Origin of the sequence: Pseudomonas sp. R1-1 (genome assembly GCF_051132135.1) — a bacterium.
Classification (GTDB): Bacteria; Pseudomonadota; Gammaproteobacteria; order Pseudomonadales; family Pseudomonadaceae; genus Aquipseudomonas.
Genome location: NZ_CP071663.1, coordinates 526,817 through 546,722 on the forward strand (window position 1 = coordinate 526,817; position 19,906 = coordinate 546,722).

Annotated in this window: 19 protein-coding genes and 1 pseudogene; 10 read left to right on the plus strand and 10 right to left on the minus strand. The window is 59.1% G+C overall.

Going from position 1 to position 19,906, the window contains the following annotated elements; translation table 11 throughout:
* Positions 1 to 108 precede the first annotated feature (108 nt).
* The 5 genes from epd to fba all read left to right on the plus strand — a co-directional run bounded on the left by epd (position 109) and on the right by fba (position 4,299).
* Complete coding sequence (gene epd / locus J3P75_RS02440) at positions 109 to 1,161, plus strand: erythrose-4-phosphate dehydrogenase (RefSeq protein ID WP_434709216.1); 1,053 nt, start codon at positions 109 to 111, stop codon at positions 1,159 to 1,161.
* Positions 1,162 to 1,173: 12 nt separating this feature from the next.
* On the plus strand, positions 1,174 to 2,337 hold the full coding sequence (locus tag J3P75_RS02445; RefSeq protein ID WP_434709217.1) for a phosphoglycerate kinase: 1,164 nt from the start codon (positions 1,174 to 1,176) through the stop codon (positions 2,335 to 2,337).
* 34 nt (positions 2,338 to 2,371) lie between these two features.
* Entirely contained in the window at positions 2,372 to 2,593 is a 222-nt protein-coding gene (locus tag J3P75_RS02450) for a hypothetical protein (protein WP_208939443.1), read from the plus strand.
* 56 nt (positions 2,594 to 2,649) lie between these two features.
* Positions 2,650 to 2,982, plus strand: coding sequence for an MliC family protein (locus J3P75_RS02455; RefSeq protein WP_008081029.1), 333 nt, complete (start codon positions 2,650 to 2,652; stop codon positions 2,980 to 2,982).
* Between the two features lie 252 nt (positions 2,983 to 3,234).
* Entirely contained in the window at positions 3,235 to 4,299 is a 1,065-nt protein-coding gene (fba, locus tag J3P75_RS02460) for a class II fructose-bisphosphate aldolase (RefSeq protein ID WP_008081027.1), read from the plus strand.
* A 64-nt stretch (positions 4,300 to 4,363) separates the two neighbouring features.
* On the opposite strand, the gene J3P75_RS02465 is transcribed toward fba, so the two are convergent.
* Complete coding sequence (locus tag J3P75_RS02465) at positions 4,364 to 4,714, minus strand: hypothetical protein (protein ID WP_434709218.1); 351 nt, start codon at positions 4,712 to 4,714, stop codon at positions 4,364 to 4,366.
* Positions 4,715 to 4,935: 221 nt separating this feature from the next.
* Here J3P75_RS02465 and J3P75_RS02470 point away from each other — a divergent pair.
* A pseudogene (locus tag J3P75_RS02470) lies at positions 4,936 to 5,218 on the plus strand (class II fructose-bisphosphate aldolase); the annotation flags it as partial.
* 80 nt (positions 5,219 to 5,298) lie between these two features.
* Here J3P75_RS02470 and J3P75_RS02475 read toward each other — a convergent pair.
* The 4 genes from J3P75_RS02475 to J3P75_RS02490 form a co-directional block, all read right to left on the minus strand.
* Entirely contained in the window at positions 5,299 to 6,498 is a 1,200-nt protein-coding gene (locus tag J3P75_RS02475) for a type II toxin-antitoxin system HipA family toxin (RefSeq protein WP_434709219.1), read from the minus strand.
* Entirely contained in the window at positions 6,495 to 6,746 is a 252-nt protein-coding gene (locus J3P75_RS02480; RefSeq protein WP_434709220.1) for a helix-turn-helix domain-containing protein, read from the minus strand. Before J3P75_RS02480 ends, J3P75_RS02475 begins: the two co-directional genes overlap by 4 nt.
* A gap of 99 nt (positions 6,747 to 6,845) precedes the next feature.
* Entirely contained in the window at positions 6,846 to 7,208 is a 363-nt protein-coding gene (locus J3P75_RS02485) for a DUF6124 family protein (protein ID WP_434709221.1), read from the minus strand.
* Positions 7,209 to 7,572: 364 nt separating this feature from the next.
* A complete protein-coding gene (locus J3P75_RS02490) occupies positions 7,573 to 8,241 on the minus strand; it encodes a polysaccharide lyase family 7 protein (protein ID WP_090287046.1) in 669 nt (222 codons plus the stop codon).
* Between the two features lie 311 nt (positions 8,242 to 8,552).
* Here J3P75_RS02490 and J3P75_RS02495 point away from each other — a divergent pair, with 311 nt between their 5' ends.
* From J3P75_RS02495 to J3P75_RS02505, 3 genes are read left to right on the plus strand one after another with little or no spacing between them, the layout of a single operon-like run.
* Positions 8,553 to 10,676: a putative bifunctional diguanylate cyclase/phosphodiesterase gene (locus tag J3P75_RS02495; RefSeq protein WP_434709222.1), complete on the plus strand. Its 2,124-nt coding sequence runs from the start codon at positions 8,553 to 8,555 to the stop codon at positions 10,674 to 10,676.
* Between the two features lie 45 nt (positions 10,677 to 10,721).
* A complete protein-coding gene (locus J3P75_RS02500; RefSeq protein ID WP_434709223.1) occupies positions 10,722 to 11,216 on the plus strand; it encodes a M48 metallopeptidase family protein in 495 nt (164 codons plus the stop codon).
* Between the two features lie 21 nt (positions 11,217 to 11,237).
* Complete coding sequence (locus tag J3P75_RS02505) at positions 11,238 to 11,534, plus strand: winged helix-turn-helix domain-containing protein (RefSeq protein WP_434709224.1); 297 nt, start codon at positions 11,238 to 11,240, stop codon at positions 11,532 to 11,534.
* Positions 11,535 to 11,657: 123 nt separating this feature from the next.
* On the opposite strand, the gene J3P75_RS02510 is transcribed toward J3P75_RS02505, so the two are convergent.
* Positions 11,658 to 12,110 (minus strand): GNAT family N-acetyltransferase, encoded by a 453-nt coding sequence (locus J3P75_RS02510; protein WP_434709225.1) that lies wholly within the window; start codon positions 12,108 to 12,110, stop codon positions 11,658 to 11,660.
* 255 nt (positions 12,111 to 12,365) lie between these two features.
* Here J3P75_RS02510 and J3P75_RS02515 point away from each other — a divergent pair, with 255 nt between their 5' ends.
* Entirely contained in the window at positions 12,366 to 13,103 is a 738-nt protein-coding gene (locus J3P75_RS02515) for a substrate-binding periplasmic protein (RefSeq protein ID WP_434709226.1), read from the plus strand.
* Between the two features lie 111 nt (positions 13,104 to 13,214).
* Here J3P75_RS02515 and yccS read toward each other — a convergent pair whose 3' ends face one another.
* The 4 genes from yccS to mdtD all read right to left on the minus strand — a co-directional run bounded on the left by yccS (position 13,215) and on the right by mdtD (position 19,852).
* A complete protein-coding gene (gene yccS, locus J3P75_RS02520; RefSeq protein ID WP_434709227.1) occupies positions 13,215 to 15,407 on the minus strand; it encodes a YccS family putative transporter in 2,193 nt (730 codons plus the stop codon).
* A 230-nt stretch (positions 15,408 to 15,637) separates the two neighbouring features.
* A complete protein-coding gene (locus J3P75_RS02525) occupies positions 15,638 to 16,816 on the minus strand; it encodes an NAD(P)/FAD-dependent oxidoreductase (RefSeq protein ID WP_434709228.1) in 1,179 nt (392 codons plus the stop codon).
* Between the two features lie 142 nt (positions 16,817 to 16,958).
* Entirely contained in the window at positions 16,959 to 18,344 is a 1,386-nt protein-coding gene (dbpA, locus tag J3P75_RS02530) for an ATP-dependent RNA helicase DbpA (protein ID WP_123532470.1), read from the minus strand.
* A gap of 80 nt (positions 18,345 to 18,424) precedes the next feature.
* Positions 18,425 to 19,852, minus strand: coding sequence for a multidrug transporter subunit MdtD (gene mdtD / locus J3P75_RS02535; protein WP_434709229.1), 1,428 nt, complete (start codon positions 19,850 to 19,852; stop codon positions 18,425 to 18,427).
* Positions 19,853 to 19,906: the final 54 nt, after the last annotated feature.

Below are 19,906 nucleotides of genomic sequence, written 5' to 3' on the forward strand. Positions count from 1 at the left end.
TCACTCCTACAGGGTTTTACGTTGCCCATGTAGGAGTGAGCCTGCTCGCGATAGCGTCGGTTCAGACAATAAAGAGCTTTCTGATTCACCACGGTAATCGAGAACCCCATGCCTCAACCGCGTCCCTACAAAGTTGCACTCAACGGCTACGGCCGCATTGGTCGTTGCGTGTTGCGTGCGCTGTTTGAGCGAGGCGAGAAAGCCGGGTTTGAAGTTGTCGCGATCAACGATCTGGCCGACATGGCCAGCATCGAATACCTGACACGCTTTGACTCCACCCACGGCCGTTTTCCCGGCGAAGTGCGCGTAGAAGGCGATTGTCTGCACATTAATGGCGACTGCGTGAAGGTCCTGCGCAGTGCCACCCCCGAAGGCATCGATTGGGCGTCGCTGGGCGTCGATCTGGTGCTCGAATGTTCCGGTGCCTATAACACCCGTGAAGACGGCCAGCGCTTTCTCGATGCTGGTGCGCCACGCGTGTTGTTCTCGCAGCCGATGGCCAGCGAGGCGGATGTCGACGCCACCATCGTTTACGGGGTCAATCAGGATTGCCTGACCGGTGATGAACGGCTGGTGTCCAACGCGTCCTGCACCACCAACTGCGGCGTGCCGCTGTTGCGCCTGCTCGACAAGGCGATCGGCCTGGATTACGTGTCGATCACCACGATTCACTCGGCGATGAACGATCAGCCGGTGATCGACGCCTATCACCACGAAGACCTGCGCCGCACCCGTTCGGCGTTCCAGTCGGTGATCCCGGTGTCCACTGGTCTGGCGCGGGGTATCGAGCGCCTGCTGCCGGAACTTGCCGGGCGAATTCAGGCCAAAGCCGTACGCGTGCCGACGGTCAACGTGTCCTGCCTCGATATCACGATGCAGACCGCCACGGCGACCGACGCCAACGAGATCAACCGGATCCTGCGCGACGCCGCCACCAGCGGCCCGCTCAAGGGGCTTCTGGCCTATACCGAGTTGCCGCACGCCAGTTGTGATTTCAACCATGACCCACATTCGGCCATCGTCGATGCCAGTCAGACCCGTGTTTCCGGCCCAAGGCTGGTGAACATCCTGGCCTGGTTCGACAACGAGTGGGGGTTTGCCAACCGAATGCTGGACGTTGCAGACCACTATCTGCAAACAGCAACTTCAAAAAAACCGTAGGAAATGCGACCCATGACCGTGTTGAAGATGTCCGACCTCGATCTGCAAGGCAAGCGCGTATTGATCCGCGAAGATCTCAACGTCCCAGTCAAGGACGGTGTGGTCACCAGCGACGCGCGAATCCTGGCTTCGCTGCCGACCATCAAGCTGGCCCTGGAAAAAGGCGCGGCCGTGATGGTCTGCTCGCACCTGGGCCGTCCGACCGAAGGCGAGTTCTCTGCCGAAAACAGCCTCAAGCCTGTCGCTGACTACCTGAGCAAGGCCCTGGGCCGCGAAGTGCCGCTGGTGGCCGATTACCTGGGCGGTGTTGACGTCAAGGCCGGCGATATCGTGCTGTTTGAAAACGTGCGCTTCAACAAGGGCGAGAAAAAGAACGCTGACGAGCTGGCCCAGCAATACGCCGCTCTGTGCGACGTGTTCGTGATGGACGCTTTCGGCACTGCTCACCGCGCCGAAGGTTCGACGCATGGTGTAGCCAAGTTCGCCAAAGTTGCAGCCGCTGGCCCACTGCTGGCCGCTGAACTGGACGCACTGGGCAAAGCCCTCGGCGCGCCGGCCAAGCCAATGGCGGCCATCGTTGCCGGCTCCAAGGTCTCGACCAAACTCGACGTGCTGAACAGCCTGAGCCAGATCTGCGATCAACTGATCGTCGGCGGCGGCATCGCCAACACTTTCCTCGCGGCAGCCGGTCACCCGGTGGGCAAGTCGCTGTATGAACCGGATCTGCTCGACACCGCGCGCGTCATCGCCGCCAAGGTCAGCGTGCCGCTGCCGGTTGACGTCGTGGTTGCCAAGGAATTCGCCGAAACCGCCGAAGCCACCGTCAAGCTCATTGCTGACGTCGCTGCTGACGACATGATTCTGGATATCGGCCCGCAAACCGCGGCCAACTTCGCCGAGCTGCTGAAATCGTCGAAAACCATTCTGTGGAACGGCCCGGTTGGTGTGTTCGAATTCGACCAGTTCGGTAACGGCACCAAGGTGCTGGCCCAGGCCATCGCCGAAAGCTCGGCATTCTCCATCGCTGGCGGTGGCGACACGTTGGCGGCGATCGATAAATATGGCGTGGCTGAACAGATCTCCTACATTTCTACCGGTGGTGGCGCGTTCCTCGAATTCGTCGAGGGTAAGGTGCTGCCGGCCGTGGAAGTCCTGGAAAGCCGGGCCAAGGCCTGAGGCCGCCCGTTTGGCCAGGCAAAGGAGTGTTCACATGGTCAAGTCGTTAGCGCTGTTGTTGCTGACCGCTACGCTGGCAGCCTGCGGGAGCAATCCCAAGGCCGAAGCCACGCCGGCACCGAGCGAGCCGCAGAAAGGCTGTTACCAGGCCGACTGGCAGGCCGAAACCAACCCGGTGCTGAACAAGCGTTCCGGGCCGGATGGCCTGGAGAAATACGAGACGCAAACCCCGGCCAAGGAACATGGTTGTCCTTGACGGGTCTGACTCTTAACTCAGGGCTGGCGGCGTGCGCCGTCAGTCGAGGAACACGGATGAAAGGCTTGATCGCCATTGCGGCGTTGGCATTGTTGGGCGGTTGCGCGCAGTTGAACCTGTTCCAGTCGTCAGCTCCGGCAGACAACTGGACCACCTGGACCTGCGACAGCCAGGCCAAAGTGCTGTGGCGTTACGCCGATGCCGGTCAGAAGGAAGTCGATGTGCGACTGGGCGGCGGCGATCAGGTCTATCGCCTGAAAGAAGAGCCGGGCGCCTCGGGCACGTTGTACAGCGACGGTATGCTGGCGTTTCACGTCAAGGGTGAAGAAGGCCTGGTGTACTGGGTCGCCACCAATGACCTGATTGGCCGGGGCTGCAAGGCCGAATAATTGCAACACCGCAGGCCCAATGTAGGAGTGAGCCTGCTCGCGATAGCAATTCTGCAGTCAACACTGCAGCGACTGTCAGGCCGCTATCGCGAGCAGGCTCACTCCTACAAGGGGTCTGCGCAGTTCTGAAGAATTGGCTTTATCGAATCACCAGACCGGGCCTCAACCCCCGATCTGCATTAACTTGAATAGCCGCCGCCGCTCCGGCAGGCTGGCACGATCAACGACCCTCAACCGGGAGAGACACACACAATGGCACTTATCAGCATGCGCCAGATGCTGGACCACGCAGCCGAGTTCGGCTACGGCGTTCCAGCCTTCAACGTCAACAACCTTGAGCAGATGCGCGCCATCATGGAAGCCGCTGACAAGACTGACTCCCCGGTGATCGTTCAGGCTTCGGCCGGCGCCCGCAAATACGCCGGCGCGCCTTTCCTGCGTCACCTGATCCTGGCGGCGATCGAAGAATTCCCGCACATCCCGGTGTGCATGCACCAGGACCACGGCACCAGCCCTGACGTCTGCCAGCGTTCGATTCAACTGGGCTTCAGCTCGGTGATGATGGACGGCTCGCTGGGCGAAGACGGCAAGACCCCGACCGACTACGACTACAACGTCCGCGTGACCCAACAAACCGTGGCCATGGCCCACGCCTGCGGCGTTTCGGTAGAAGGCGAGCTGGGCTGCCTGGGTTCGCTGGAAACCGGTATGGCCGGTGAAGAAGACGGCATCGGCGCCGAGGGCGTTCTCGATCACAGCCAGATGCTGACCGACCCGGAAGAAGCCGCTGACTTCGTCAAGCGCACTCAGGTCGATGCCTTGGCCATCGCCATCGGCACCAGCCACGGCGCCTACAAGTTCACCAAGCCGCCAACCGGTGACGTGCTGGCGATCGACCGCATCAAGGAAATCCACAAACGCATCCCGAATACCCACCTGGTGATGCACGGCTCGTCCTCGGTGCCCCAAGAGTGGTTGGCGATCATCAACCAGTACGGCGGCGACATCAAAGAAACCTACGGCGTACCGGTTGAAGAAATCGTCGAAGGCATCAAACACGGCGTGCGCAAGGTCAACATCGACACCGACCTGCGCTTGGCATCCACCGGCGCAATGCGTCGCCTGATGGCCACCAACCCGAGCGAATTCGACCCACGTAAGTTCTTCGGCGCGACTGTGACTGCGATGCGTGATGTATGTATCGCTCGTTATGAAGCGTTTGGTACTGCGGGCAATGCTTCGAAGATCAAGCCTATCTCTCTGGAAGCGATGTACCAGCGTTATCTGAAGGGTGAGTTGAACGCTAAGGTTAACTGAGCCTGAGTGTTAATTTGCTGATACAAGAAACCCGCCGAAAGGCGGGTTTTTTGTGCTCTGGGGGTTACCCTTTTGTTAAATTCATATTGTAGGTTTTACCCACGTTTGGCCCGCCTGCGAGAACTTTAACAGTACCGCCCAACTGATTGTCGTTGCCGTCGGACGATTTCAGGTTGATGGTGAGCGAACTGTCCCCATGGCCATATTCATCTCCATCTGAAGCTTTTGCTTTCGCCTGGAGATTAAAAGATCTGGAAGTCTTTGTGGTATAGCTACCGGTGACGGTGAAGTTAAGTCCGTAGTATTTCATTCGTCCATTATTTAACTTGCCACCCTGTGGGCTTAGATCATCAAATGTAAGTGTGGCGGGATTGCTTTCGCCTAGATCAGAGACGGTTCCTTGGAAAGTAGGCATTATTTTATTAACCTTTTGCTCGCGATATTTAAGGCTCGGGCTACATTTCAGTCCGAAGTTGGTTTTCCGGTATCACGATGATGAGGTTAGGTTGAAGTCTGTTTCTTGTAACCTGATAAAAATGACAGTTTTTTATAGTTATTCGCAATGTTTTGTTCACGTAGTTCATATATTCGGTATAAGAAGTTGTAATTTAAGCGGTTCTTTCCCCTTTATTTCCATACGGCGTATCGGTTGAAGAAATCGTCGAAGGCATCAAGCACGGCGTGCGCAAGGTCAACATCGACACCGACCTGCGCGATGCGTCGCCTGATGGCCACCAACCCGAGCGAATTCGACCCACGTAAATTCTTCGGCGCCACTGTGACTGCAATGCGTGACGTGTGCATCGCTCGTTATGAAGCGTTCGGTACCGCCGGTAATGCTTCGAAGATCAAACCGATCTCGCTGGAAGCGATGTACCAGCGTTATCTGAAGGGTGAGTTGAACGCCAAGGTTAACTGAGCCTGAGTGTTGAGCTGATTCAAAAGAAACCCGCCGAGAGGCGGGTTTTTTGTGGGCGGGATTCTCTTGCGCTAATGAAGCTACCTAAAAGTCAGAGAAAATGGCGCTGCCGCGTGCTCGATGGCATTGAACACATGGGGCGCCTGTTCGCGATAGTGGGAGTAGCGTTTGAGCACGACTTCAACTGAGGCAAGCAGACGCTGAATTCGCTCCTTGGGTTGGTCGATTTCACAGGTGTGAGCGAATTCCAGGAGTCCTTGTCGTGAGGCGAACATTGACTTGTTGCCCGCCAGATCCAATGCCAGAACATCTTCTGGAATATAGGCCGTGGTGTTGACGATGTCGTAAGCCGGCGCCAGATGCGCATCGCGTTGCGTGGGTTCTGAATAGAGCAATCCGAAATTCTTCAAATGAGCGTCACCGTTTCCGACGATGCAGCTCAGGGCGACGCTATCGAAGAGTTGATCAAGCGACGTACGCAAGTGTTCCACCGGACAAAAAACCCGGACAGCCTTGGCGATTGCCGCATAACTCTTGCTGTACTTCTGATTAGCCGACAGCCCCATCAGCACCGCCATGTCTTCAAATCCAATCGGATTGAGCTGGTCGTCGCGGTCAAATCGACGCATGACAAACAGCTTGGCGTTGTCGGAAAGGTAAAACGGTGGAACAGGAATCCCCGCCTCTTTCGCCATGGACATGCAAAGGAATTCGTTGATCGCCAGGCCGGGGAATTCGTCACGCCCGCTTTTGATGATCAGATCCGATGTTTTGGATGTCACTCGAGGTAATCCAGCCTCTTGTCGTTCCGGTACCAACAATTTGGGTTGAACACCTGAAATGCCCGCCCGCAGGATGTAGCGATCAAGCATGTTGGCAAAGATATCTTCCGTGCCGTCCCAAGTCAGAATCTCTTCGAGTTTTTCTCCCGGAAACTCTTGCTCTTCCAATAAGGCGTCGACTGTTTCAGAGCGTACGTGAACCCTGCCGATGGGCGATGTGCTGCCAGACAGCGCCAGTAGCAGCATTGGGTCGACGTTCACGGTCTTGGCCAAGCGGTTGCGCAACTGCTCCAGTACGTAGCCTTCTGGCAGGTTCATTTGAAAAACAGGGTGCAGCTCGCGCTGGCGAAACTCGTCAAGCCGCACAGGCATCGAAAGGCTGATTGCCATTGGTGGCGATGCGTCTTCGTGATAACGAAAAGTGAAATCCTTGGCGTCGCTGAAAAGCCTGCCACTTTTGCCTTGAGGGGTACTGATTTGAAGAGAGATCATTTTCATTCGAATAAATCCCCAAGCTCTTCAAGGGTTGGCATCGTTGCTGGAACCACCGCAAGTTCGCAGTCGAGAGCAGCCAAAACGCGCGCGTAAGCGATCATGCCGACAGAAAGGGTACCTTTCTCCACCGCGATGACTTTGTATCGCGTCAGTCCCGCCAGATCGGCAAGCTGAACCTGCGTCAGGCCTCGATTCAGACGTTTTTCGCGCAATTGCACGCCGAGGCGGCTTATCAAAAAAGAATAGTCCATGTTGCGCTACCGTCACATTTTGGTCTCAATGTAGCGTATACGGAACATTAAAGCCATTTGCGAAAGAAACCCGCCGTGCGGCGGGTTTTTGTGCGGGTTTTATTCTTTAAGCTCAACGTGGTCCAGCGCCTGATTCACCGCCAACTCACCGAGCATGACCACTTGCGCGATACCCAGCGCAGTCTTGCGGTGCGAGGTGTCGAGCGTCGCGGCGAAGTTGCTAAGCATTTCGCTGGCCGAACCCAGGGTTTCGCTGGCGTTGGCCAGTAGGGATTCGGTGTTGTACTTCGGGTTGGCGAGGTACATCGCCTCGGGTTCGTGGACGCACGTCATGATGTGTGCGGCGGGGTTGAGGTAATGGTCGAGGGCGCGTTCGGCGGCGTCGTTGAGTTTTTTTGAATCAAGGGATTCATACCGGGATACGGGATCTGTTTTTGGCGGGTACGGCGTTGATCTGAGCATGTTTCGTCTCCGGTAAAAGGAGCCGACACCGGATCGCTACTAAACGAAGAGGGTGGCAGCTGAACGCAGGTTAGTAGACCGGGGAGACGCGACCGGCGCACCCGAAGGCGCCCTGCGTACAGCTACCATCAAGCGCAGGCGTAGAAATACCTGACTAAACGGAATGCACATACGCTTCGCGTAACCTCGGGCTACTAAACCCGATCACTGGAAATCAGTGACGCAAATCAAGTTACCGATGGTCCGCCAAGCGCACAAGCCGGCGGATTCTGGCGCAGTGGTAGGCAACGGCGCAAGCTGTTGTAGGCATCTGGAGGCCATAACCGACAGGTTTAAACGGCGCGTTTAAACAGCCGAAAAAGGCTCATTTATCGTGATCAATATCCAGCTTCGAAAACGTCACCTGCCCACCCTCACTCGTATACCCGGTGTTGTCCTGCACATACACCCCAGCCTTGAAGTACAACGGCTTGTCCCGCCACGTCGCGCTGATCTGTGAATCCCACTGATAGCCCGCGGCGCTCACACCCAGCGCGCCGCCGGGGCTGAGGTGGATGAGGTAGTTGAATTCGCGGTCGAGCTTGATCCCGGTGGCCAGTGTGATAACGCGGCTTTCCGCGTCGTCGGGGCGCATGCGCACTTTGATTACCAGGTTGCCGGTTTCGGTTTTGGTCTTGTACTGGTATTCGAGCTTGACCATTGGCCGCTGGCTTTCATAAGCGTGGATCTGGCCGATGACGATCTTGCCGGAGCTCGGCACCTTGTTTACGGTGAGGGTTGCGCGCAGCAGGTTATCGGCGTCCGGGTAATACCAGTTGCGCAGGGTGCCGTTGCTGAAGGTTTCACGCAGTTCGGTGCGCGGATAAATGGCATTTTCGGTTTTCGAGCCGGTCACCGGTGACCAGAAGAACAGGGTGCCTGTGTCGGAATGGAAGTACTGATCCTTGAAGCCATCCACCAGTTTCGAGGTTTCGACGGTGTACGGCGGGCTGCCAACAGGAACGCTGAGGTTCCAGGTTGCGAGATCGATCATGACGGTTCTTCCACTCAATTCATCCGGAACGTCGGTGCCAGAAGCTCTAGCCCGCGCGTTTTCGGGCGCCTTTATAAGCGTAGCGGCAATTTTTGTTAATGCCCGTCCGGCGATTACTTGACGTCAAAGTCCTGTCGAAATGCCATCCCGCCCGGTTTTCGGGGGCTGCAGAGGTGACCGTTAGTCGGCTGGGTTGAGCATTGTCTGGATGATGGCGGGATGACAGCTTCTGCTTTCACCGATCCGCGTCTAGAGTGAAGGCTCAGTACGTCTACGTTTTTGCCGGCAACGGTCCCGAAAAGAGAAGCAGCATGGAATGCGCGCAACCCCAGCCAGGTGAAGGCAGCTCTGTCCTTTTGATCGTTGATGATTACCCTGAAAACCTGATCAGCATGCGCGCGTTGCTGCAGCGTCAGGATTGGCATGTGATCACCGCCGCCTCCGGTTTCGAGGCGCTGAATATCCTGCTCGAACAAGACGTCGACCTGGTGCTGCTGGATGTGCAGATGCCCGGTATGGACGGTTTTGAAGTGGCGCGGTTGATGCGCGGCAGCCAGCGCACACGGCTGACGCCGATCATTTTTCTCACCGCCAACGAACAATCCCAGGACGCCGTGATCAAGGGCTACGCCAGCGGCGCGGTGGATTACCTGTTCAAACCCTTTGACCCGCAAATTCTCAAACCCAAGGTGCAGGCATTGCTGGAACACCAGCGCAACCGCCGCGCATTGCAACGTTTGAGTCATGACCTGGAAGTTGCGCGAGCCTTTAACGCCTCGGTGCTGGACAACGCGGCCGAGGGCATTCTGGTGCTCGGCGAGGACGGTTTGATCCGCTTTGCCAACCCGGCAATTTCGCGCTTGCTCAACGCGCCGGTGAAGGAGCTGCAGGGCAAGGAATTTCTCGATTATTTGCAGAAACCGCACATTGCGCTGTGGGCCGATTCCGAGTTTTATGCCGGCTATAAACGTGGCGAGACCTTGCGACTGCACGATGCCTTGCTGCGCACGGCGCCGGGCCAGCAAGTGCCGGTTGCGTTGTCCTGCGCGGCGCTGCCGTCCGAGCAGCATGCGATGGTGGTGACCGTGCTCGACATGTCGGTGGTGCGGCATCTGCATCAGCAGCTGGAGTTTCAGGCCGTGACCGATCCGCTGACGGGACTGCTCAACCGTCGCGGTTTCTACCAGACCGTTGAAAACCTGCTGTTGCGTGGTGAGCGCAGCGACAGCAGCTGGGTGCTGCTGTATCTGGACCTCGACGGCTTCAAACGGGTCAACGACTCCCTCGGTCACGATGCCGGCGACCGGGTGCTGCGCTGGGTTTCCGAACAATTGAAAGCCTGCCTGCGGCCGTTCGACATTCTGGCGCGCATGGGTGGCGATGAATTCACTGCGCTACTGGATCTGGAGTTTCCCGAGCAGGCGGCGAAGATTGCGGAAAAACTCATCGAGCGCGTATCCATCTGTCAGCAGATCGAAGGGTTGGACATCGTGCTGGGCGCCAGCATCGGCATTGCTACGTACCCGGATTGCGGGGCGAATCTCGACGGCTTGCTGCGTGCCTCTGACATCGCTATGTACGAAGCCAAGCGCGCCGGGCGTCAGCAATATCGCTTTTACGATCATGAAATGAACGGCCGCGCGCGTTCGCGGCTGATGCTTGAGGAAAGCGTACGCGCTGCGATCGAGAATCGTGATTTCAACCTGGTCTACCAGCCACAGGTGGCGATTGGCAGCGGCCGGATTCGAGGTTTCGAGGCGTTGCTGCGCTGGCAACATCCAAGCGTCGGCGATGTACCGCCGGGTCTGTTTTTACCGCTGCTGGAAGAGGCGCGGCTGATCAGTCGTCTCGGCAGCTGGATTTATCATCGCGGTGCCGGGCAGCGTAAAGCCTGGGAAAGCCTGTTTGCCGATGATCTGGTGTTGGGTGTAAGTTTGAGCAACACCCAGTTCAGCCTGCCGAATCTGGTTACCGAATTGCGTCAGGTGATGGAGCGTCACGCCTTGCAGCCGCGACAGCTGGAGGTCGAGATCACCGAAGAAGCCTTGATGCAGAACCCCGACGAAACCCGCAAACAGTTGCGCTTGCTGAGTAATCTCGGCGTGCGCGTGGCGCTGGATGACTTCGGTTCCGGGCCGTGCTCATTGGCGCATTTGCGCGATCTGGAGCTGGATACGCTCAAGCTTGATCGCCATTTGATCGCCCGGTTACCTGATTCGCCCCGCGACGCCTCGCTGGTCAGTACGGTGATCAGTCTGTGCAAACAATACGGTTTGCTGGTGATCGCCGAAGGGGTGGAAACCGTCGAGCAATACCAGTGGCTACAAGCTCATGGCTGCGAGTATGTGCAAGGCTTCCTGGTGGCGCGGCCGTTGATCGCCGAGGACGCGGCAAGCTTCGCCGAGCCGTTTGACTGGGGCGCGCTGGCCGGTTGAATTCGCTACACTGGCGCACCTTTTTGCCAACCGTGCTGCCCGTTGATGACCGCTTTGAAATACCTCCAGGCCTATCCCGAACGTTTGCAGGATCAGGTACGCCAGTTGATCGCCGAAGGGCGTCTGGGCGAATACCTCGATCAGCGCTATACGGGCCGGCACGACGTGCAGAGCGACAAGGCGTTGTACAGCTATGCGCTGGACCTCAAGCAGGAATACCTGCGCAATGCGCCGGCGATCGACAAAGTGCTGTTCGACAACCGCCTCGACCTCACCCACCGCGCGCTCGGCCTGCATAGCACGGTGTCGCGGGTGCAGGGCGGCAAGCTCAAGGCCAAGAAAGAGATTCGCATCGCCTCGTTGTTCAAGGACGCCGCGCCGGACTTTCTGAAAATGATCGTCGTGCACGAACTGGCGCACTTCAAGGAGTCGGACCACAACAAGGCGTTTTATAAATTGTGCGAGCACATGCTGCCGGGGTATCACCAGATCGAGTTCGACCTGCGCGTTTACCTGACCTGGCGCGACATGCAGGCTTGATCAGCTATCAGGAAGATGTGGATGGACGTCAGCAAGACCAAAAGCAGTTTCTATCGCCGCCTGTACGTGGCGTACCTGATCGACAGCGGCCTGGCGCCGGGCGTGCCGGCACTGACCGAAGTCACCGGCATGCCCCGCCGCACGGCGCAGGACACGATCGCGGCGCTGGCGGATCTGGATATCGTCTGTGAGTTCGAGCAGGAAGAGGGTGCGCGCAATCATGCCGGGCGCTATCGGATTCGCGATTGGGGGGCGATTGATCGGGGCTGGATCGAGCGCAATTTGCGCCAGATCAAGGCTGTGCTGGAGTATCCCTGAATCCTGAGTGGACTGGGCTGACGCCATCGCTGGCAAGCCAGCTCCCACAGGTTTTTCTGGTGTTCACACAAGTTGTGAACGACGCAATTCCTTGTGGGAGCTGGCTTGCCAGCGATGGGGCCTTCAGGAGCGACGCATACCGATATGTGGAATGTCATCCTCAAGATATTCCTCACCCGCCACCACAAACCCGTACCGGCCATAATACCCCTGCAGATGCGCCTGCGCCGACAGGTAGATCGGCACCTGCGGCCAATGCTTCTCGGCCTGTTTCAACGCCTGCTCCATCATCTTGTGCCCCAGTCCTTCGCCGCGACCGGCCGGTGCCGTCACGACGCGGCCGATCACCACGTCGCCGCCCTGAGACTGCGGATCCAGCAGGCGCAGGTACGCGACCAGTTGGTCGTTCTCCCAGCCCATCAGGTGATGGGTGTCGCCGTCGAGGTCTTGGCCATCCAGGTCTGGGTAGGCGCATTTCTGTTCGACCACGAACACTTCCGAGCGCAGTTTCAGAAGCGCGTACAGCTGTTCCTTGCCCAGATCGCTGTGATGTTTGCAGATCCACTCGATTGTCATTTGCCGATTCCTTGTTCGTGTCGCCCGATACTAAGCGCACGCGACGAAGATGTCTTTATGGCGTAAGAGTCTGTGATAAAGGTCAAAATGCCATCATTCCTTTCGCGCAGCCGTGCCGAGTTTGTGTAATCTGCTGGAGAGCGCCGTGCACTGGCTGTAATGAGCTAATGTTAGTGCCTGGGTTTTTGCCGGTAAGGGGTCTTGGTTTTTTGCCGTGAGACGCGTCGGGCCGCTGCCCGCTGAGGATGTTCAAGCATGCCGCGATTGCTTCAAGCCGTTGCTTTGATCGGACTGCTGTTGCTGGGCCAGGATGCGACAGCGCAGAAGCTGCGACTGGTCTTCGATCATTGGCCACCCTTTACCGACGACACGCTGGTCAACGGCGGGCTGGCCACGGATATCGTCAGCACCGCGCTGGCCCGGGCTGGTTACGCCAGCAGTTATGAACAGGTGCCATGGGCGCGGGCCTTGCTCGGCGTCGACGAAGGTCGTTACGACGTGCTGGTCAATGCCTGGTACAACGAAGACCGCACCCGCTACGGGCAATTCTCCGGCGAATACCTGACCAACCGGATTCGCTTCCTCAAGCGCAAAGACGCGCCGATCGATTACAGCAATCTGCAGGAACTGCACACCTATCCGATTGCGGTGGTACGCGGCTACGCCTATTCGGCGGTATTCGATGCCGATACGGCGATGCAGAAAGTCCCTGTGCATAACTTCGCCATGGGTGTGCGCATGCTCGCGGCGGATCGGGTCAAGTTGACCCTTGAAGACGAATACGTGGCCAAGTATTACCTGGCGCGCGAGTCAGCCAAGGTGCGCAATTCAGTGGAATTCCTGCCCAAGCCGCTGAGTGAGAACAGCCTGCATATTTTGGTCAGCCTGAAGAATCCGCAGCATGAACAGATTATTGCGGGGTTCGACAGGGCAATTGCGGCGATGAAGGCGGATGGCAGCTACGACAAATTGCTGCGTCAGCATGGGATGTGAGGGCTGATCCCTGATTTGCTGTGTGGCTGATGGCGCTATCGCGAGCAGGCTCACTCCTACAATTGGAATGCGGTCCCCTGTAGGAGTGAGCCTGCTCGCGATAACGCCTTGTCAGCCGCCGCTGATCTCTGAGGTGTCCTTGATAAGGTGCGCCGCCAACGTGCGCAACGGCCCCAACTGGCGGCAGATCAACGCCAGTTGCGTCTGCACCAGCCGCTGCCCTTCATCAATCTCATCGGCCATTTGCTCCAGCTCGTTAGCCAGTGCTTCTTCCTCATCGCTCTGAATCGCAATCGGCTGTTTGCTCGCCAGCCCTTGGGCGATTTCGTCGATGCTCGCCGCCAGCTTCACCCCGGCGCCGTCGATCAAATGCTCGCGAACATCCGCCGGCAATTGCGTCTCGCGATGCGCGCCCAGCCCTGACAGATAACTCAGCAGAGTGTGCGAGAGCACCAGAAAGCGGAAGCCGACATCCGCTTCCTTACGAAAATGCCCCGGCTCCATGAGCATGTTCGCCAGCGTCGTCGACAGCGCCGCGTCGGCGTTGTGCGCGTTGCGGCGGGCCAGGCGATAGGCGAGGTCGTCGCTCTTGCCAGCGGCGTATTGCTGCATGATCTGGCGCAGATAAATGCTGTTGCAGGTCAGCGTGTTGGCCAGCACTTTGTTCAGGCGTCGGCCCTGCCAGTCCGGCAGGAACAGGAACACCGCCAGCCCGGCGATCAGGCTGCCAAGCAAGGTATCGAACAGGCGCGGCAGGAACAGCCCGTAGCCATCGCCGACCTGGTTGAAGCAGAACAGCACCATGATGGTGATCGCCGCTGTCGCCAGGGTGTAACGCGTGGTGCGGTTGGTAAAGAACACCACCCCGGCGGCGATGGCGAAGCACGACTGCACGAGTGGGTTGGGGAACAGGTCGAACAGCGCCCACGCCACCGTAAGGCCGATCGCTGTACCGAAGATCCGCTGACCAAGTTTGCGCCGCGTCGCGCCGTAGTTCGGCTGGCAGACGAACAGCGTGGTGAGGATGATCCAGTAGCCTTGCGACGGGTGAATCAGGTGCACCATGCCATAACCGATACTCAGCGCCAGTGGCAGGCGCAGGGCATGACGGAACAGCAGCGAGGTTGGCGTCAGCTGGGTGCGCAGACGAATCCACACGTCTTTGAGATTGCGCGGCGAGCGGTCGAGCAGGCTGCTGTCAGTCGCATCGGCCAGGGCATCAGGATTGCTCGCATCGCTGAGCAAACGGTCGAGGGTGCCGAGGTTGGCCGCCAGTGCGCGCAGCGAACGGAGCAAACCGCGCCACGCGGGATTGCTCTGGATGCGCAGGTGTTCGAGAGAGGCGTGCAGGTCGCCCAGGGCTTCGGCAAAACTCGCGTCATAAACGAAGGGCTGGCGCATCTGGATCGATTCGGCCAGGGCGCGGCAGGCCTTGCCTTGCTGGCGCAACAGACGCTGGCAGCGGAACAGCACGTCGCTGTGAAAAAACGCCTCGGCGAGGGCGTTGTACGGATAGTGCGAAGAGCTGGCGCGTTCGTGGATGTCCTGCGCAAGAAAGTAAAGCTTCAGGTAACGGCTCACTTTTGACCCGGGGCGGCCGTTGCCGACCCGGTGGAGAATGATTTCCTTGGCGGTGTTGAGCGCGGCGACCACACGGCCATTCTGCTGCGCCAGTTCCAGACGCCGGGCTTCGACGTCCATCTGCCGGATCGGCTCGAACAACGACGACTTCAGCTTCAGATAAAAACCCAGCTCACGAAACAACCGCGCCAGACTCTGCTGCACTGGCTGGTTGGAAAACAGCGCCTGCCACAGCACCGAGAGCAAACCGTACCACGCTGCACCGGCGACCAGCAGCATCGGCTCATGCCAGAAGTCGGTGACCGCGCCGCCACGCTGATCGACGCCGATCATCGTGTACACGGACAGGATCAAGGTTGCCGAGGCAATCGCCCCATAACGCTCGCCCAGCGCACCGAGCATGGTCAGGCCAAAACTGGCCAGCGCCAGGGCAACGGCGAAAATGATCGGGTAGGGGAACAGCAATTCCACCGACAGCGCGGCGATGCTGAAACACACCAGCGTCACCGCGAGGGCATTGAGGCGGCCCTGCCAACTGTCGTCGGTTTCGGCCAGGGCGCTGGCGATGATGCCGAGGAACAACGGAATCAGCAGGCCCATTTCATCCTGATACCAGCACAGCACCATGCTGCCGGTCAGGGCGATGAACACCCGCACGCTATAACTGAATTTATCCAGCGCCCACAGGCGCCGCAAAGACTGACGAAACGAGGTCGAGGACATGAAGTGCGAAGGCCTTCCGAGGCGATGCCGCTAAATTGAGCCAGTAATGACGCCGACGCAATGGCGCCGAGCACATCTGACAGCAAAAAGTGTTCCTTACTGCATCACACATGACAATTGTAGGAGTGAGCCTGCTCGCGATAGCGGTGTGTCAGCCAATAAATTTGGTGACAGACACACCGCTATCGCGAGCAGGCTCACTCCTACAGGGTTTTATATTTGGCCTTGAGTTAAGCGTACTGCGCAGCCGCGTACCCGGAAGCCCACGCCCATTGAAAGTTGAACCCGCCCAGATGCCCGCTGACGTCGAGCACTTCGCCGATGAAATACAGGCCGGGGCTTTTCAGCGATTCCATGGTTTTCGACGAGACCTCGCGGGTATCCACGCCACCGAGCGTCACCTCGGCCGTGCGATAGCCTTCTGTGCCCGCCGGTACGACTTTCCAGCTGCCCAGCTTGTCGGCGATCTCGGCCAGTTCGGCGTGGGTGTACTGCTTCATCGGTTTGGAGACGAACCAGTTGTCTGCGAGCAGGTTGGCCATTTTCTTGGTGAAGATCTCGCCGAGTAGCGTCTTCAGCTCGCTGTTCGGGCGTTCGGCCACTTGCTGTTGCAGCCAGCTCGCGGCGTCGTGATCCGGCAGCAGGTTGATTTCCACTGTGTCGCCGGATTCCCAGAATGAGGAAATCTGCAGAATCGCCGGGCCGCTGAGGCCACGGTGGGTGAACAGGATGTTTTCGCGAAAGCTCTGCTCGTTGCAGCTGACCAGGCAATCCACCGAAGTGCCGGACAGCTCGGTACACAGTTCCTTGAGCTGATCGGTGATGGTGAATGGCACCAGCCCGGCACGGGTCGGCAGCAATTCATGGCCGAACTGTTTGGCTACCTGATAGCCAAAACCGGTGGCGCCCAATGTCGGGATCGACAAGCCGCCGGTGGCGATCACCAGTGACTGGCACTGCACCTGGCCCAGAGTGGTGTCGAGCAGGTAACCGCTGTCGACTTTCTCGATGGTCTGGATCGAGGTGCCCAGATGCAGCTCGACGCCGGCCTGATCACATTCATCAAGGAGCATTTCGAGGATGTCGCTGGATTTGTTATCGCAGAACAGCTGACCGAGTTTTTTCTCGTGGTACGGCACGCCGTGCTTGCCGACCATGCCGATGAAATCCCACTGGGTGTAGCGCGCCAGTGCGGATTTGCAGAAGTGCGGGTTTTGCGAGAGGAAGTTGCTCGGCTCGGTGTACATGTTGGTGAAGTTGCAGCGACCACCGCCCGACATGAGGATTTTCTTGCCGGCCTTGTTCGCGTGATCGAGCAGCAACACCTGACGCCCGCGCCCGGCAGCGGTCAGTGCACACATCAACCCAGCGGCGCCAGCGCCAATGATCACGACTTCGGTAGAGCGCAAAACGGTGTCCTCAGAAATTTCACCACAAAACCCACTGTAGGCCTTCGCCTGCTCGCGATAGCGGTGTGTCATTCAACATAGATGTTGGCTGAGAGATAGCTATCGCGAGCAGGCTCACTCCTACAGGGGAATTACGTTGTTCTTACAAAATGCGTACGCGCAACGAACGGCCCTTGATCTTGCCGTCATTCAAGCGCTGCAAGGCCTGCATGGCCACCGTGCGTTCCACGGCGACGTAGGCCTGGAAATCGAAGATCGCGATCTTGCCCACCTGCGCACCGGGAATCCCGGCTTCGCCCGTCAACGCACCGAGAATGTCGCCCGGGCGCACTTTGTCTTTGCGCCCGGCGCCGATGCACAGGGTGGTCATCGGCGGTTGCAGCGGTGCCAGGCCCTGGGACTTGAGGTTGTCGACCTGATCCCAGTTCAGCGGCGATTTCTGCAGTTGTTCGATGGCTTGCGCACGGTGCGCTTCGCCCGGTGCGACCAGGCTGATGGCGATGCCTTTTTCGCCGGCGCGACCGGTACGGCCAACGCGGTGAATGTGGATTTCTGAATCGCGGGCCAGCTCGACGTTGATCACCATGTCCAGCGCATCGATGTCCAGACCACGGGCGGCGACGTCGGTGGCAACCAGCACCGAGGTGCTGCGGTTGGCGAACATCGCCAGCACCTGGTCGCGATCACGCTGTTCCAGATCGCCGTGCAGGCCGACCGCAGAAATGCCTTTGGCGGTCAGATGATCGACGGTTTCCTGCACCTGCTGCTTGGTGAAGCAGAACGCCACGCACGAGGCCGGGCGGAAGTGATGGAGGACCTTGGTCACCGCGCTCATGCGATCTTCCGGGGAAATCTCGTAGAAGCGCTGCTCGATCTGGGTGTCATCGTGGAACGCTTCAGCTTTCACCGTTTGCGGGTCACGCATGAACTTCGAGGCCAGTTGCTTGATGCCCACCGGGTACGTGGCCGAGAACAGCAGGGTCTGACGGCGCTCCGGGGTCTTGACGATGATGTCTTCGATGGCGTCGTAGAAACCCATGTCGAGCATGCGGTCGGCTTCGTCGAGGATCAGCGTGTTCAGGCCATCGAGCACCAGCGAACCCTTGCGCAGGTGCTGCTGAATGCGCCCGGGCGTGCCAACGATGATGTGCGCGCCGTGTTCCAGCGAAGCGATCTGCGGGCCGAACGACACGCCGCCGCACAGGGTCAGGACCTTGATGTTGTCCTCGGCGCGAGCCAAACGACGGACTTCCTTGGCGACCTGGTCGGCCAGCTCACGCGTCGGGCAGATCACCAGCGCCTGGCAGCCGAAGTAGCGCGGGTTGATCGGGTTGAGCAGGCCGATGCCGAACGCGGCGGTCTTGCCGCTGCCGGTCTTGGCCTGGGCGATCAGGTCCATCCCCTTGAGGATCACCGGCAAGCTCTGCGCCTGGATCGGCGTCATCTGGGCATAACCGAGTGATTCGAGGTTAGCCAGCATGGCGGCGGACAGGGGCAGAGTATTAAAAGCGGTGGCGATGGTGGTCACGGGACGGGCCTGCAAAACAAAATGTCGCGCAGTGTAGCAGCCCCGTGCCACTTTCTTCGAAAGTTCTGGACGAACAGCGGTCAATGTTCGATGTGTTGTTCCGGACGTTTGGGCCGACGTCCGTCTTCCTTCGACAGTTGCGAGAAAATCGTCGCCGCCAGCATCGCCATCACGCCCACCGTGACAAAGGTCAGCTGGAATGCACCGAGCACGGTGTCCACGCCGTCGTTGCCGATCTGCGCGGTAAACCCGCCGAGCAGCGCACCGGCGCAGGCCACGCCGAGGCTCAGCGACAACTGCGCGACCACCGACAGCAGGCTGTTGCCGCTGCTGGCGCTGGCGTCGTCGAGGTCGATCAGCGTCACCGTGTTCATCGCCGTGAACTGCAACGAGTTGATCGCGCCGAGCACCGCCAGCAGGCACAGCAGCAGCCAGTACGGCGTCTGTTCGCTGACCAGTGCCATGCTCGCCAGCATGATCCCCAGCGCCAGCGTGTTGCCTGTCAGGACGATGCGATAACCGAGGCGTTCGATCAGCGGCCGCGCCACCCATTTGGCGACCATCGCCGCCGCCGCCAGCGGCAGCATGCTCATCCCCGCTTGCGACGGTGAATAACCCAGCGCCACTTGCAGCAGCAACGGCACCAGAAACGGCAGGGCGCCGCTGCCCAAACGAGCGAACAGATTGCCGAGAATGCCGACGGCAAAGGTACGGGTCTTGAACAGCGACGGTGCGAACAAGGGATTATCGATGTGCCCGGCGCGCAACCAGTACGCCGCCAGACAAGCCAGGCCGGCGAACAGCAGCAACATCACCCGCAGGTGCGGCAGGTGCAATTCACCGAGGCCTTCCATGGCGATGGTGATGAGGATCATCGCCGCGCCGAACAGCAAAAAGCCCAGGCTATCGAAGCGCGTACGTTCGCTGCCGCGCAGGTCGGGGATGAACTTCCATACCGCGTAGCAACCGATCAAACCGACCGGCAGGTTGATCAGAAAGATCCAGTGCCACGTCAGGTACTCGACCATCCAGCCGCCCATGGTCGGGCCGATCAACGGGCCGAGCAATCCGGGAATGGTGATGAAGCCCATGATCCGCACCAGCTCCGAGCGGGGGTAGGCGCGCAGCACCACCAGCCGCCCGACCGGGAGCATCAGCGCACCGCCGAGGCCTTGAATCACCCGTGCGCCGATCAGCATGCTCAGGCTGCTGGACAAGGCGCAGAGCAGCGAGCCGAAGCTGAACAGCAGAATTGCCCCGAAGAAGATTTTCTTGGTGCCGAAACGGTCGGCGATCCACCCCGAGGCCGGGATCAGCAAGGCCACGGTGAGCATGTAGGCAATGATCACGCCCTGCATGCGCAACGGGTCTTCGGCCAGATCGCGGGCCATCGCCGGCAGAGCGGTATTGAGGATGGTCCCGTCGAGGGACTGCATGAAAAACGCAATGGCGACGACCCACGGCAACCAGCGGGCGGTGATGGCGTCGAGGGGCGGGCGGTTGGGCATGGAACCTCATGTGGTCAGTGCATGTTCGGAGTGATGATCGTTCCCACGCTCTGC